Below are 13,528 nucleotides of genomic sequence, written 5' to 3' on the forward strand. Positions count from 1 at the left end.
GCGGGAGGTATTCGATCAGGCTCTCGACCGCGGGCATGTGCTCGGTTTCGGCGAGGCGATATTGCTTGGTCCAGCGCGCGACCTGGCGCTCGAAATAATTGCCCGGCTTGCCGTAATCGCCCAGCCCCGCCGCAACGTAATCGGTGTTGTGGAGCGCGGCGAGCGTATCGCACATCGCGTTGTAGATGGCGGTGCGCTCGGCGGGCGTGTAGTCGGGCAGCGTGCCGTCCCACAAATTGCGCCCGTCGGCGAACCCCATGACGTAGAAGTCGGTCCCGACAACGTCGGGATCGGTGCATAAGCCATAGGGCCGGGCCACCGGGAAGCCGGTCGGGTAAAGCCCGGCGATCACCCGATATTCGCGACCGACGGCGTGCGCGGAGGGGAGCAGGTTGCCGAACGGCTTGCGGCGCAGGACGTAGCTGCCCGACGCGGCGTCGATCTTGAAGGTCGGGTTCGACTGACCGCCGGCGAACTTGCTGTAGGTCAGCGGCCCGGCGAACCCCTCGACGTTGGCTTCCATCCACGCGGTCAGCTTGCCTTCGTCGAGCCGGTCCTTCTCGGCAACCGCGATCGTCTTGGGCGCGTCGTCGGGATGTGCAGTCATCTCACGCGAACTCGATCACCGAGCGCGCCGCGTCACCCTTGCGCAGTTCGTCGAACGCATGGTTGATCCGCTCGAGCGGCATCCGTTCGGCGATGATGCTGTCGAGGTCGAGCAGTCCGCGCAGATAGAAATCGACCAGCCGCGGGATGTCGACCGGGAAGCGGTTGCCGCCCATCAGCCCGCCCTGCAATTTCTTGCTGCCGAGCAGATCGAGCGCCGACAGCCCGACGTTGGACCCGAGCGGCATCATCCCCAAAATCGTCGCGGTGCCGCCGCGCCGCAGCACCTTGACCGCGGTCGCCGCCGACGCTTCGCGCCCGACCGCTTCGATCGCGTGATGCACGCCGCCCCTGGTCAGTTCGACCACCTCGGCGACGACATTCTCGCCCATCGCGTCGAAACTGTGTGTGGCGCCGAGCTTTTCCGCCAGCGCACGCTTCTCCGCCACCGGATCGAGCGCGATGATCTTGCCCGCGCCGGCGATCTTGGCGGCGTTGACCGCCGCCAGCCCGATTCCGCCGCAGCCGACCACGCAGACGGTCTCGCCCGGCGTCACGTCGCTGGCGTTGAAGATCGCCCCCGCTCCCGTCGTCACCGCACACCCGAGCAACGCCGCGCGGTCGAGCGGCATGTCGGGGTCGATCGCGACACAGGCATGCTCGTGGACGAGCATCATCTCGGCATAGGCCGACAAGTTGAGCATCTGGTTGATCGGCTCGCCATCCAGCGTCAGACGCGGCGGCGCCCCTTTGGCGCGCTTCGTGTCGCTCGAAATGCACAGCGACATGCGGCCGGTCACGCAGAATTCGCAATGTCCGCAGAACGCCGAGAGGCAGGTCACGACCGCGTCGCCGACCTTGCAGGTACGCACTTCGCTGCCGACCGCCTCGACGATGCCCGCCGCCTCATGCCCCGGGATTGCCGGCAGCGCAGTGGGATAGGCGCCATCGACGAAGTGTAAGTCCGACCGACACACGCCGCACGCGACGGTGCGGATCAGCACTTCGTGCGGGCCGGGATTATCGACGCCCACGTCGCAGATTTCGAGCGGCTTCTTCGGCTCGAACAGTACGGCTGCCTTCATTTTCACTCCGTCGCCCCGGCGCAAGGCCGGGGCCGCTATGTTGCAATGACGCGTCAAACTCAGCGGCCCCGGCCTGCCCCGGGGCGACGAGAATTTTAGCGCGAAACCCCGATATCCCCGCTCGACGCGATGTCCGCTTTGTAGTCGGCATATTTACCGAACTCGTTGCGCGCGATCGCTCGGTTGTGAACCTCGTCCGGGCCATCGGCGAAGCGCAAGGTGCGCATACTCGCCCAGGCGCTGGCGAGGTGGAAATCGCCCGACACGCCGCCGCCGCCATGCGCCTGCACCGCGTCGTCGAGGATCGACAGCGCCATGTTGGGCGCCTGCACCTTGATCATCGCGATTTCCTGTTGCGCCGACTTGTTGCCCGCGCGGTCCATCATGTCGGCCGCCTTGAGGCACAGCAACCGCGTCATCTCGATGTCGATCCGCGCGCGCGCGACGCGCATTTCCCAGATCGAATGGTCGGCGATCCGCTTCCCGAACGCGACGCGGCTGAGCAGGCGTTTGGCCATCGCTTCGATCGCGGTCTCGGCGACGCCGATCGTGCGCATGCAATGATGGATCCGCCCCGGCCCCAGCCGCCCCTGCGCAATCTCGAATCCGCGGCCCTCGCCGAGCAGCAGATTCTCGACCGGCACGCGCACGTCGGTCAGCGAGACTTCGCCGTGCCCATGCGGCGCGTGATCATACCCATAAACCGAAAGCATGCGTTCGATCTTCACGCCGGGCGTGTCGAGCGGCACCAGTATCTGGCTTTGCTGGCCGTGGCGCTTGGCGTCGGGATTGGTCTTGCCCATCACGATCGCGACCGCACAGCGCGAGTCCCCGACCCCGGACGACCACCATTTGCGGCCGTTGATGACATAGTGATCGCCGTCGCGCACCATGCTGGTTTCGATGTTCGTCGCGTCCGATGAGGCGACCGCCGGTTCGGTCATCAGGAAGGCCGAGCGGATCTTGCCCTCCATCAGCGGCGTCAGCCACTTTTCCTTCTGCTCGCGCGTGCCGTAGCGGTGGAGCACTTCCATGTTGCCGGTATCGGGCGCCGAGCAGTTGAAGCATTCGGACGCCCAGCCGACCTTGCCCATCTCCTCGGCGCACAGCGCATATTCGAGGTTGGTGAGCTGCGTGCCTTCGAATTCGAAACTGTCGTCGACATGGACTTGGCCCGAATGCGGCGGCATGAAGAAATTCCACAACCCCTGGCCCTTGGCGATCTCCTTGACCTCTTCGATCACCGGGTTGACGCCCCAGCGGTCGCCTTCCTTCGCGGCCTTCACATAATCGTCGTGGCGCGGGCGGATTTCCTTGTCGATAAAAGCCTTCACCCGGTCGCGGAAATAGGTCTCGCGCTCGCTGAATGTGAAGTCCATCTCACCGCTCTCCTCTGGCTGTCGTCGACCCGGCTAGACCATACCGAACATTCGGTAAAGCCGTTGAATGCGCTTTGCGAGGGCAGCAAAACGGCCACATTCTGTTACGGAAAAGCACTGGCCCTGCGGGGCGAAGCTGGTAAGCTTCGATCATGGGGCAAGACGACACGATCGAACTGAGCGAGGCAATTGGCACCAAGCGGTTCCAGGCAAAACGCACCGCGATCCTTGCTGCCGCGTCGGAGGCGATCAACGAGCAGAGCGCGAAGGGCATGACATTCGCCGACGTCGCGCGCCGGGTCGGGCTCAACACCACCAGCGTGACCTATTATTTTAAGCGCAAGGAAGACTTGGCCCAGGCGTGTTTCGAACACACGTTGCTGACGCTCGGCGACATGCTCGACGAAGCGCAGGCCGGGCCGACCCCCGAGGCGCGGGTCGCCAAATATCTGTCGCTCAACATGGCGCGGTTCGCGCGCATCCGCGAGCATGACGAGCGCGCGCTGGCCTCGCTCAGCGACTTGCGCGCGATGGAGGAGCCGATGCTCGGCCGCCTGATGGCCGGCTGGCGCGACATCTTCCGCCGGACGCGCGCATTATGGGGCGAAGCCGCGGAGGGACGGCAAAAGGATCTGAACGGCGCGCGCGCGCACGTCCTGTTGGAAAACACCTTCTGGATCCCGGCCTGGATCAACCGCTACGACCTCGACCAGTTCGACCGCGTCGAGGCGCGGTTGATGGACATGTTCCGCCACGGCATCGCCACCCCCGGCGCGAAATGGTCGCCGACGATGCTGGACATCGAGCATGAGGAGGCCGAACCGGGACGCGAGGCGTTCCTGCGCGCGGCGACGCGGCTGATCAACGAACTCGGCTATCGCGGCGCGTCGGTGCAGCGCATCGCGTCCGAGCTCAACGTCACCAAGGGGAGTTTCTACCACCATCTCGACGCCAAGGACGATCTGGTCATCGAATGCTACAAGCGCAGCTTCGGCACGATCATCGAGGTGCAGCAAGTCGGCGAAGCGGCGGGCGGCGATTGGTGGCACCGATTGTCGAGCGTGATCGCGACGTTGCTCGACGTGCAATTCTCGGTGCGCGGGCCATTGCTGCGCACCACTGCGCTCACCGGCCTGCCACGCCCGGTGCGCAGCGCGATGATCGACCGGTCGAACCGGATCGCGCGGCGTTATGCCGGAATGCTGTCCGATGGCGCCGCGGAAGGATCGATCCGCGCGGTCGATCCCTTGATCGTCAGCCAATCGTTGATGGCGCTGCAGAATGCGGCATTCGACATGCGCAAATGGGCGAGCACGATGCCGCGTGAGCAAGCGGTGGCGATGTATGCATCGACTCTGGCCTTTGGATTATTCGATGATCGCGCGGCCGAAGATTAACTCGCCCGCGCAATCGCTGCGCGTCTGAGTAGAACGCCGGCGCGCCAATAGTGAAAGATCGCCCAAGGCGTGATCGCGGCGAAAATGAACATCGCGTAACGTAGAGATTCTGCGCCATAGGCCGGCTTGAGCAACGTGCTGACTCCGCCCACCAGCGCTGGGCCCAATCCAAGCCCGATCAAATTGTTGACCAGCAGCGCGATCGCCGACCACATCGCCCGCTGGCGGATCGGCGCCTCGCCCTGGATCAGCGAGAAGGTCGGGCCGAGATAACAGCTCCCGAAAAAGAGCGCCGCCATGTAGCAGGTCACGGCGACGGGCGTGCTCGACGTCGCGTAGAACAGGACCATGAAGGGCAGTGCGCAGAATTTGAAAACGGCGACCATCGTCGCCTGGGCGTGGATGCCGCGTCGCCGCGCCAGCCAGTCGGCCAACTTGCCGCTGCCTATCGTGCCCGCGAGGATGACCAAGGCGGCGGCCGGCGCGACCTTCCACGCTATGTCGAGCGGGCCGAACCCGAACGAGCGCTGGAGATAGCTTGGGCCGAACGCGGCATGCCCGTATCCGATCATCGAGGTCAGCGTGAACCCCATGATCAGGTGCAGCGCCGCACGGTTGGCGAGCAATGCACGGACGCACTCCATGAAGCCGGGCTGGCGATCACTTTGCACCGCGACCTGCGCGTCGGACAGCCCGCGCTTGGGCTCGGGCACGACCGCCCAGATGACGATCGCCAACAAGAGGCCCGGCAGGCCCACGACGTAAAGCGCGGCGCGCCAGCCGTAAAAATGCAGCACCGTCCCGCCAAGCACGGTCCCCATCGCCGCACCCAGGCCGACCCCGAGCGAATAGATCGCCATCGCGCTCGTGCGCTTTTCGGGCGGATAGAGATCGGCGATGATCGAGTGGCTCGGCGGGCTCGACCCTGCTTCGCCGATGCCGACGCCGATCCGCGCGCCGAGCAATTGCCAGAAATTGGTCGCCAGCCCGCCCAGCGCGGTGAACCCGCTCCAGATCGCCAGCGCGATCGAAATGATCCGCACGCGGTTGGTGCGGTCGGCCAGCCGGGCCACGGGCAAGCCCAGCCCGGCATAGAAGATCGCGAACGCAGTGCCGCTGATGATCCCCATCGCGAAATCGCTAACGCGCAGATCCTTGATGATCGCTTCCTGCAGGATCGCGAGGATCGACCGGTCCATATAGCTGAAGAAATACGCCAGCGTCAGCAGCGCCAGCGTCAGGCCGCGACGCTTGATCGCGAGCACCGATTTGACTTCGGGACGGTCGACCGGGGAGGACATGGAACGCCCTTTTCTACTCGGTTACAGAAACAAGACCCCGCCGCGCCGAGGGGCGCGACGGGGCCGAAAGGGCTCTAGTCGATCACCGGTCAGAACTTGGTCGAAACGCCAAGCTTGAACATGCGGCCGAACGCGTTTCCGACGAATGGCTCATAGTTATAGTCTTCGCGCGCGAACGGCGGCTGTTCGTCGGTGATGTTGAACACGGTGCCGGTCAGCACGACGTTCCTCCACGGCAATTTGATCTGCACGTTCAGATCGGCGGAGACATACCTTTTGAGGTCCGCTCCGGTCAGGATACTCGCCGCATTGGGTGTCGCGCCCGTATCGACGCAAGTAGTGCCTGCCGCCACACCCGGCGCCAGACCCAGCGCGCAGTTCGGCGCGAACGGACCGGTCCGCGTATCGTAACGCTGATCGTGCAGTCCGCTGGTATAGTTGACCGTCAGGCGCGCATCGACCGGGCCTGCGCCCAGATCGATATAGCCCTGTCCCTTCCACTTCGACACCGGATAGAGCGTCGACTGATAGTTGAGCAGGCCAACGCCGTCGAACGACGCCGCAACCTGAGTCCCGGCGACGACGATGGCGCTGATCCGGTTATGCAGGGTGCGCGAAATGTCGACGCCGATGCCGAACCGGAGTTGCGATCCGAGGAACTGGTTCGAGCGATAGTTGGCGCTGAAGTCGAGCCCATCGTTGCGCAACGTCGCGCCGTTCTGGAGGAAGGTCTTGACGCGCGAGATATTGGCGACCGTCGATGGCGTCGCGGAGGTTGCAACAGCGCAAGGAAGCCCGTTGGCGAATGTGAAGCGCGCGGCCAAGGCGGTATTCGTCGCACAGGTGTTGGGCAGTCCTGTCGGGAACAACGTCGCGACCATCGCACTCAACGGATCGCCGACGATGACGTTGGACAGATCATACCGGAAATAGTCCAGGCTGGCGTGGAAACCGCCGAACTTCAGCAGGATACCCGCCGAATAATTGTTCGACTTTTCCGGGCTGAGCGCTGCATTGCCGTACACATCGACCGGCTTGAACGCCGCGCCGATCAGCTGGAGCGAGGTGACGAAGCCGTTGCTGAGGTTGGCCAGCGTCGGACCGCGGAACGTCGTTCCCCAACCGCCGCGGAACGCCAGGAAGTCGGTGACCTGCCACCGGGCGCGGATCTGCGGATCGACGGTCGACCCGACCGTTCCACCATAATCTTCATAGCGAACGGCCGCCTGAACATTGAAGCTGTCGAAGACCGGCAGCTGCAACTCGGCGAACACCGCCTTGGCGCCGCCCTTGAGCGAGCTGTTGGCACCCGTTCCCAGGAAGGCGAGCGCCCCGTTGGGCGCGCTGGCCCCGGCGCCCGACGTCGTTGCGCAGGCCGCCGGATTGGTGTTGCCGGTGATCGGCGTGTCGCGGCACGGATTGACCGCGATATTGTTGTTGTTGCCGTATACGGTGTCGAACCAATTGTAGCGATATTGCGCGCCGACGCCGAACTGGACGTCGCCGCCCGGCAGCCGGAGCCCGGTCGAGCCGTTGATATTGGCATCGATTACGAACAGCCGGGAATTGACCTGTGTGCTGGATTTGACGAAGAACCAGTCGGTCAATTCCTTGCTGTTGGCCAGCGCTGCATTGCCCTGCGGGTTGGTCGTTCCGTTGACCGCGCCCGCCGTGACAGCGTTACCGAACGGGTTGAGCCAAAGGCACCCATTGGCGCCCGGCGTGTTGGCCGCAACGTTGCAGTTCGGCCCGCCAAGACCGCGTAGCGCGAGCTGGATGCGGTCGCCGAACGAGTCATAGCCATCGATATAGCGGTAATATTCATGATAGGTCGCCGAGAGGCTGTAATTGATCTTGGGCGCAATCTCCCCGCTCAATTCAGCCGTGAAGCGCATCGATTCCGATTTGCGCATGCCGCGCGCGGAGCCCGTCTCGTCCGGATCGCTCAGTGTGGAGGGGTTACCGCCAGCCATGTAGGGCCGATAGAGCAGCAGCGGAAATACCGCGCCGGTTGCCCCGGCTGCCGCGCCAGCGAATTGGGTCGGATTGGCGGCCCTGTACGCCACGAAGCCGGGATTGGTGGCCGGCACGTAGAAGCCCGTACCGCCCAGATCCAGGCCGGGGCTGACCGATGCAGCCGACGGCGCCTGTGTCAGGATGTAGGATGGCGACGTCAGATAGTGCGGCACCGTGCTGCGGCCGTAGAGCGCGGTTACTTCGAACTTAGTGGAGTCGGTAACATTCACTTCGACGTCGACAAAGGCCGTGATGCGCTTTTCCATGTCGGCCAGCGCGTCGAAGGCGGTATATTGCGTAATGCACCGCCCGAGGGCGATGTTGACGAACCCTCCCAGCGCGGCGCAGCTCGAATCCCCCAACACGCCCGAATAGGGCGTGTTGACACCCGGCGTCGCCGAGGGGCCGACCAGCAGGAAGCTTGCCGGGTTGCCGCCGCCGGTCCAGCCGCCCTGCGGATTGACGGTATAAGGCTGAACCGCAAAAGCGCGGTCGCGCGCCAGCAATTCGGCCCGCTTCGAGAATCCGACCGCTGCCAGGAAACGGAAGTTGTCCCCGACGTGGCCATAGCTGAGCGAGCCGTCGATATCGCCATCGGTGCTCTTGATGAATTTGTAGCTGCCGGCCGCGCGGAAGCCTTCCTGATCGGTACGCGTGATGAAGTTGACCACGCCCGCGATCGCGTCCGAACCATAGGTCGCTGCGGCGCCGTCTTTCAAAACTTCGATCCGGCCGATCGCCGCCGAGGGCATCAGGTTGATGTCGACCGCCGGTACGCCGTTACCTGCCGTTACCATGCGGCGGCTGTTGAGCAGCACCAGCGTGCGTTGCGGGCTAAGACCGCGAAGGTTGGCGGTGGCGATGCCTTCGGCGCCTTGCGAACGGCTGTCGAACTGGTTCGAATCGCCCAGCACGCCGCTGGAATTGGGGAGAGCCTTCAAGAGCTCGACCGCTGACGGGGAACCCTGCTTCTCCAACTCGGCCGAACTGATCACATTGACCGGCAGCGCGGCATCCTCGGGCGTACCCTTGATGATCGACCCGGTGATGACGATGTCCTTGCCGGAATCCTGCGCATCGGCGGCGTTACCGCCCGCTGCGGGCGCGGTCTGCGCCATGGCCGGTGATGCCGCGATCGCCAGTACCGACGCCGCGCACGCGCAAAGCAACCTTGTCTTGATCATGTGCCTCTCCCCATCGGGCCGATGCGCTTGGCGGCACCATACCCGGAAATCGAATAGGCACTGCGAATGACGCTACGTCAAGCGTTCTTCGCGTTGCAAATTGCCATCTGTCTAGGTGTGTGGCGGAAATGTCATTGGCTTATGGGTCCGGATCAGGCCAAACCCGATACCGGAATCCCTAATCGGTGCGGTAATTGGTGCGCCTGAAAGCTCAGTATCCGTTGAGTCGCGCGAACCGTTCGCGCAGCGACGACGTATTGCCCCACATCGCCTCGAGCACGCGCATCCGCTTGAGATAGAAACCGGCGTCATATTCGTCGGTCATCCCAATCCCGCCGTGGAGTTGGATCATCTCCCGGCTCATCAAATGTCCGACCTCGTTGGCCTTGACCTTTGCTAGCAAAGCCGCCTGACGCGTGTCGCCGCCGCGGTCGATCGCAGCCAGCCCGGCCTCGACCGCCGAGCGCATCAGTTCGATCTCGCTGAACAGGTTCGCCATGCGGTGCTGGAGCGCCTGGAAGGTCGCGAGCACTTGCCCGAACTGGACGCGCTGTTTGAGGTAGGCGAGCGTCGTCTCGAACCCCTGTCCCGCCATGCCGAGCATTTCCGCCGCCGCCAGAACGCGCGCGCGGTCGAGCACCTGATCGAGCAAATCGTCGCCGCCGCCCGCCAGCTTGTCGGCATCGGCACCGTCGAACGCCACTTCGGCATGGCTGCGGAAATCGGTCAGCTTGCGCCGCGTCCGCGACACGCCCGCCGCGTCGGCGGCGACAAGGTACAGCCCGTCCGCTGCCGCGACGACGAACAGCCCAGCGCTGTCGCCCTCGGCGACGAATGCCTTGGCGCCGCTGAGCTTTCCTCCCGACACGCTCGCCTTGATGCTGTCGGGATCGTGGCGCGGGCCTTCGTCGATCGCGAGCGTCGCGACGATCTCGCCGCTGGCAATCCCGGGCAGCCACTTCGCCTTCTGCTCCTCGCTGCCCCCGAGAATGATCGCCGACGCCGCGGCCGCCGATGCCGCCAGAGGGCTTGCCGTCACCGTCTTCCCGAGTTCTTCGATCACCAGACCCAAGCTCAGCCAGCCGAAATCGCTGCCGCCATATGCCTCGGGAATGATGACCCCCGACCAGCCCATCTGCGCCATCTCGCCATAGACCGCCGCGTCAAACCCTGCCGCGTCATCGGCATCGCGCACCTTGCGCCATGCGCCCACCGGGCTTTCGTTGCTGGTCCACTCGCGCGCCATATCGCGCAGCATCGTTTGTTCTTCGCTGAGGACGGCCATGTCTAATCTTCCCGTAAATCTGTGCGGTCGCGCGATTATTGGTGGTCGAGCATCCCGAGGATGCGCTTGGCGATGATGTTGTTCTGCACCTCGGTCGATCCGCCATAGATCGTCGTCGCCTTGCCGAAGAGCCAGGCGCGGACTTGGTGGAGTTCCTCCGGCATGAACCCTTCGCCTTCCCAACCGAGGCCGTTGAGCCCCTCGATCTCGATGATCAACTCGGACCGTTCCTGGCCGAGCTTGGTGCCGACGGTCTTGAGGATCGAGGACACTTCGCTGACTCCGCCGACCGCCTTCGATTCGGCCATCACGCGCATTGCGGTGAGCTGGAACGCGCGCCAGTCCATTTCCCATTTGGCGATCCGCGCGCGCAGATCCTTGTCGGCGATCGAGCCGTCGGCGTCGGCCCCAACGAACTTCTTGGCCAGATCGGCGAGACTCGGCCCCGACATTTGCAACCGCGACCCGCCGCCCGACAGGTTGGTGCGCTCGTGCTGGAGCAGGCGCTTGCCGATCGTCCAGCCCTGTCCCTCTTCACCGACCAGGTTTTCCTTGGGCACCTTCACGTCGGTGAAGAACGTCTCGCAGAACGGCGACGCGCCGCTGATCATCTTGATCGGCTTCACCTCGACGCCGGGCGCGGTCATGTCGATCAGCAGGAAGCTGATGCCCTTGTGCTTGTCCGACTTGTCGGTGCGCACCAGACAGAAGCATTTGTCGGCCCATTGCCCGCCCGACGTCCAGGTCTTCTGCCCGTTGACGACGTAGTGGTCGCCCTTGTCCTCGGCGAAGGTCTGGAGATTAGCGAGGTCTGAGCCGGCATTGGGTTCAGAGTAACCCTGGCACCAACGAATCTCGCCTTTGGCGATCGCCGGGATATGCTCACGCTTCTGCGCTTCGGAACCGTATTCGAGCAGCGTCGGGCCGAACATCATCACGCCCATCCCGCCGATCGGGTTCCACGCCCCGACCCGCGCCATTTCGTCCGACAGAATACGCGCTTGCGCCTTGCTCAAGCCGCCGCCGCCATATTCCTTCGGCCAAGTCGGGACGCCCCAACCTTTTTCGCCCATTGCCTCACGCCAAGCGGTCATTTCTGCCGTTTCGCTGGTCGGCCCCTCGACGCTGGCGAGCGCGTTGCCCTTGCCCTTCAGCGACGCGGGAAAATTGGCCGCGAGCCAGTCTCGCACTTCGCTGCGGAAATCGTCGAGCGGATCCGCGCTCGTCTGCGGTTCGGCCAAGGTTGCCATCGTCGCTCTCCTATCGCGCCATCGAGCGCGTCCCTAATCGATGATTTGAAAATGCGGTACGCCCGCCTCCGCGTCAATCCCGTGTTTCAGCGCATCGGGCCGCCGACCGGCAGGTTCGCTTGCTCGCGCGCGATCGCCTCGGCTTCGCGCGCGCGCAGGATGTCGACATTCTCCTGATGCTTGGCCTTGGTGATCGGGTAGAAGCACAGGATCAGCGCGCCGACCGTCCACAGCGCCATCGACACCGGAATATAATGGACGAGCAGGCTGTGCACCATTGCATCGGTCACCGTGCCGGGCGCCGGCTTGGCGGGGAAATTCGACAGTGTCAGGATGACCCCCGTCGCAAGAATTCCCACCGCGGTCGAACATTGCTGCATGAAGCTCGACGCCGCGAAGAACGTCCCCGAATCTCGCCGCCCGGTGCGCACCGCGCTATCCTCGACGACGTCGGCGAGCATCGCCGAGGTGTTGATCAGCGAGATCGCCACCATCGCGCCATAGGTGATGTCGACGAACAATAGGGTCGGCAGCAGCCGCGGATCGCCCGGTTTCAGGAACCAGCCGTTGAGCGCGAGCGTCAGTGGGGTCAGCGCCCACGCCACGCCGACGATCGCGAACACCATCGCGCTGGTCCGCTTGCCGAAGCGGTTCGCCGCGATCGGCGCGAGCGGCCACGCAACCACCGCCGCCGCCACCCCGGCCAAGGTCAGGATCGACAATTGGCCCGCGCCGAACTTCCACAGATAGGTGCCGAAGAAGATGTTGATCCCGCTGTACAGGCCGATCGCGCTATATTTGAACACCCCGAACCCGAAGATCGTCAGAAACGCGCGGTTGCTGAACGACCCGACCATTTCGCGAAGGTGCGACATCACGCCGCCGCCGCTGACGGTGATGCTCTGGCGCAGCAACGGAATGCGATTGTGCGTGCCGATCGCGGAGATCAGGATGACCGCGATCATTACCGCCGCCGCCGCAAACACGAAGGGCGGATAGGCCGCAGGGTTGAGCTGGCCGCTACGCGGAAACGCGGGCGTCGCTCGGAAAAAGGTCGCCAGCGCGAATGCGCTGAACCCGTACGCGCCGACATAGCCGAACATGTAGCGCAGCGAGAACAGCCGTGCGCGCTCGCGATAATCGTCGGTCAGTTCGGGCACCATCGCATTGCCGGCTATCTCGAACGCGCTGAGCGACGTGCGGGTCAGCGCGGCGGTCACGAACACCCAGATGCCGAGAGTGAAATTGCTCAGCCCGCTCGGCGGGAACCAGGCGAGTGTGAAGAACAGCGCGACCGGGATCACCGACCCGTACATGAACGGATGCCGCCGCCCCCAGCGCGACCGCGTGACGTCCGACCAGCGCCCGATCAGCGGATCGGCAACGGCGTCGACCACCAGTGTCAGCGCGATCGCGATCGACACGACGCTCGCCGGGATGCCGACGACCTGATTGTAATAGAAAATCAGAAAGGTGTTGAAGACCGCGCCCTTCAGCCCGGCGGCGATTGCGCCGATGCCATAGCTGATCCGTGTGCCGGTTGTGATCGGCGGCAACCCCGCGGCCCGCGCAACATCTTGCGATTCGCCCGAAGCGACTGCGGTTGCCATCCTGCTCTCCCGAATGCCGTCTGCGCGGCTGAATATTTTTAGAATGTGCGGTATGCGCTCGATCAGGTCAAGATGCTTAGGCGGCCCTTCCGAACCCGCGCAAAGATCGATAGGCTCCCACAATGGCAGGGGCGTCGCTTCGACAGCAGATCAGGCAGGCGCTGGAGGCCGTCGCGGAGCCGGCCCAGGCGCCGGCAATGCAGGCTTATATGAAGTCGTCGATGCCGTATCTCGGCGTCTCGACCGTGCCCCGCCGCGCCGCCCTCAGGCCCATCTTCGCGGGTCTCGAATGGCCCGACAGCGCGGCGTGGCAGCGCGATGTCCTGGCGATCTGGTGCGATGCCGATTTCCGCGAGGAACGCTATGCCGCGCTCGAGCTGACCGGCGCGAAGGCCGCTAGAAGCTTCCAGCACAT

Annotated in this window: 10 protein-coding genes; 2 read left to right on the forward strand and 8 right to left on the reverse strand. The window is 64.3% G+C overall.

Annotation, left to right across the window (positions count from 1 at the left end):
* From JWM94_RS01295 to JWM94_RS01305, 3 genes are all read right to left on the reverse strand, one after another.
* Positions 1-607, reverse strand: a 607-nt coding sequence (locus JWM94_RS01295) for a phosphotransferase family protein (protein ID WP_299420193.1), incomplete at its 3' end; no start/stop codon positions are given.
* A 1-nt stretch (position 608) separates the two neighbouring features.
* Positions 609-1,691, reverse strand: coding sequence for a Zn-dependent alcohol dehydrogenase (locus JWM94_RS01300; RefSeq protein WP_299420197.1), 1,083 nt, complete (start codon positions 1,689-1,691; stop codon positions 609-611).
* A gap of 95 nt (positions 1,692-1,786) precedes the next feature.
* Positions 1,787-3,070, reverse strand: a complete 1,284-nt coding sequence (locus tag JWM94_RS01305) for an acyl-CoA dehydrogenase family protein (RefSeq protein WP_299420200.1) — start codon at positions 3,068-3,070, stop codon at positions 1,787-1,789.
* A 152-nt stretch (positions 3,071-3,222) separates the two neighbouring features.
* On the opposite strand from JWM94_RS01305, the gene JWM94_RS01310 reads away from it, so the two are divergent.
* Complete coding sequence (locus tag JWM94_RS01310) at positions 3,223-4,467, forward strand: TetR/AcrR family transcriptional regulator (RefSeq protein ID WP_299420206.1); 1,245 nt, start codon at positions 3,223-3,225, stop codon at positions 4,465-4,467.
* Here the strand turns inward: JWM94_RS01310 and JWM94_RS01315 are convergent.
* The 5 genes from JWM94_RS01315 to JWM94_RS01335 all read right to left on the reverse strand — a co-directional run bounded on the left by JWM94_RS01315 (position 4,464) and on the right by JWM94_RS01335 (position 13,113).
* Positions 4,464-5,768 carry an MFS transporter gene (locus JWM94_RS01315; protein WP_299420211.1) on the reverse strand — a complete coding sequence of 435 codons (1,305 nt, stop codon included), beginning with the start codon at positions 5,766-5,768 and terminating at the stop codon, positions 4,464-4,466. The two genes, JWM94_RS01310 and JWM94_RS01315, sit on opposite strands and share 4 nt — an antisense overlap.
* Before the next feature lie 89 nt (positions 5,769-5,857).
* Positions 5,858-8,968 (reverse strand): TonB-dependent receptor, encoded by a 3,111-nt coding sequence (locus JWM94_RS01320; protein ID WP_299420216.1) that lies wholly within the window; start codon positions 8,966-8,968, stop codon positions 5,858-5,860.
* 211 nt (positions 8,969-9,179) lie between these two features.
* Complete coding sequence (locus JWM94_RS01325) at positions 9,180-10,253, reverse strand: acyl-CoA dehydrogenase family protein (protein ID WP_299420220.1); 1,074 nt, start codon at positions 10,251-10,253, stop codon at positions 9,180-9,182.
* A 35-nt stretch (positions 10,254-10,288) separates the two neighbouring features.
* Positions 10,289-11,503, reverse strand: a complete 1,215-nt coding sequence (locus JWM94_RS01330) for an acyl-CoA dehydrogenase family protein (protein ID WP_299420223.1) — start codon at positions 11,501-11,503, stop codon at positions 10,289-10,291.
* 86 nt (positions 11,504-11,589) lie between these two features.
* Complete coding sequence (locus JWM94_RS01335) at positions 11,590-13,113, reverse strand: MFS transporter (RefSeq protein WP_299420226.1); 1,524 nt, start codon at positions 13,111-13,113, stop codon at positions 11,590-11,592.
* A 197-nt stretch (positions 13,114-13,310) separates the two neighbouring features.
* Here JWM94_RS01335 and JWM94_RS01340 point away from each other — a divergent pair.
* Positions 13,311-13,528 (forward strand): DNA alkylation repair protein (locus JWM94_RS01340; RefSeq protein ID WP_299420230.1); only part of this gene is annotated, 218 nt, incomplete at its 3' end.

The organism is Sphingomonas bacterium (genome assembly GCF_028289855.1).
In the GTDB taxonomy this organism is placed as follows: domain Bacteria; phylum Pseudomonadota; class Alphaproteobacteria; order Sphingomonadales; family Sphingomonadaceae; genus Sphingomonas.

Coding starts and splice junctions, on each gene's coding strand:
- JWM94_RS01330 (WP_299420223.1), bottom strand. CDS start 11,503: ATGGCAACCTTGGCCGAACCGCAGACGAGCGCGGATCCGCTCGACGAT.
- JWM94_RS01320 (WP_299420216.1), bottom strand. CDS start 8,968: ATGATCAAGACAAGGTTGCTTTGCGCGTGCGCGGCGTCGGTACTGGCG.
- JWM94_RS01335 (WP_299420226.1), bottom strand. CDS start 13,113: ATGGCAACCGCAGTCGCTTCGGGCGAATCGCAAGATGTTGCGCGGGCC.
- JWM94_RS01310 (WP_299420206.1), top strand. CDS start 3,223: ATGGGGCAAGACGACACGATCGAACTGAGCGAGGCAATTGGCACCAAG.
- JWM94_RS01300 (WP_299420197.1), bottom strand. CDS start 1,691: ATGAAGGCAGCCGTACTGTTCGAGCCGAAGAAGCCGCTCGAAATCTGC.
- JWM94_RS01315 (WP_299420211.1), bottom strand. CDS start 5,768: ATGTCCTCCCCGGTCGACCGTCCCGAAGTCAAATCGGTGCTCGCGATC.
- JWM94_RS01305 (WP_299420200.1), bottom strand. CDS start 3,070: ATGGACTTCACATTCAGCGAGCGCGAGACCTATTTCCGCGACCGGGTG.
- JWM94_RS01325 (WP_299420220.1), bottom strand. CDS start 10,253: ATGGCCGTCCTCAGCGAAGAACAAACGATGCTGCGCGATATGGCGCGC.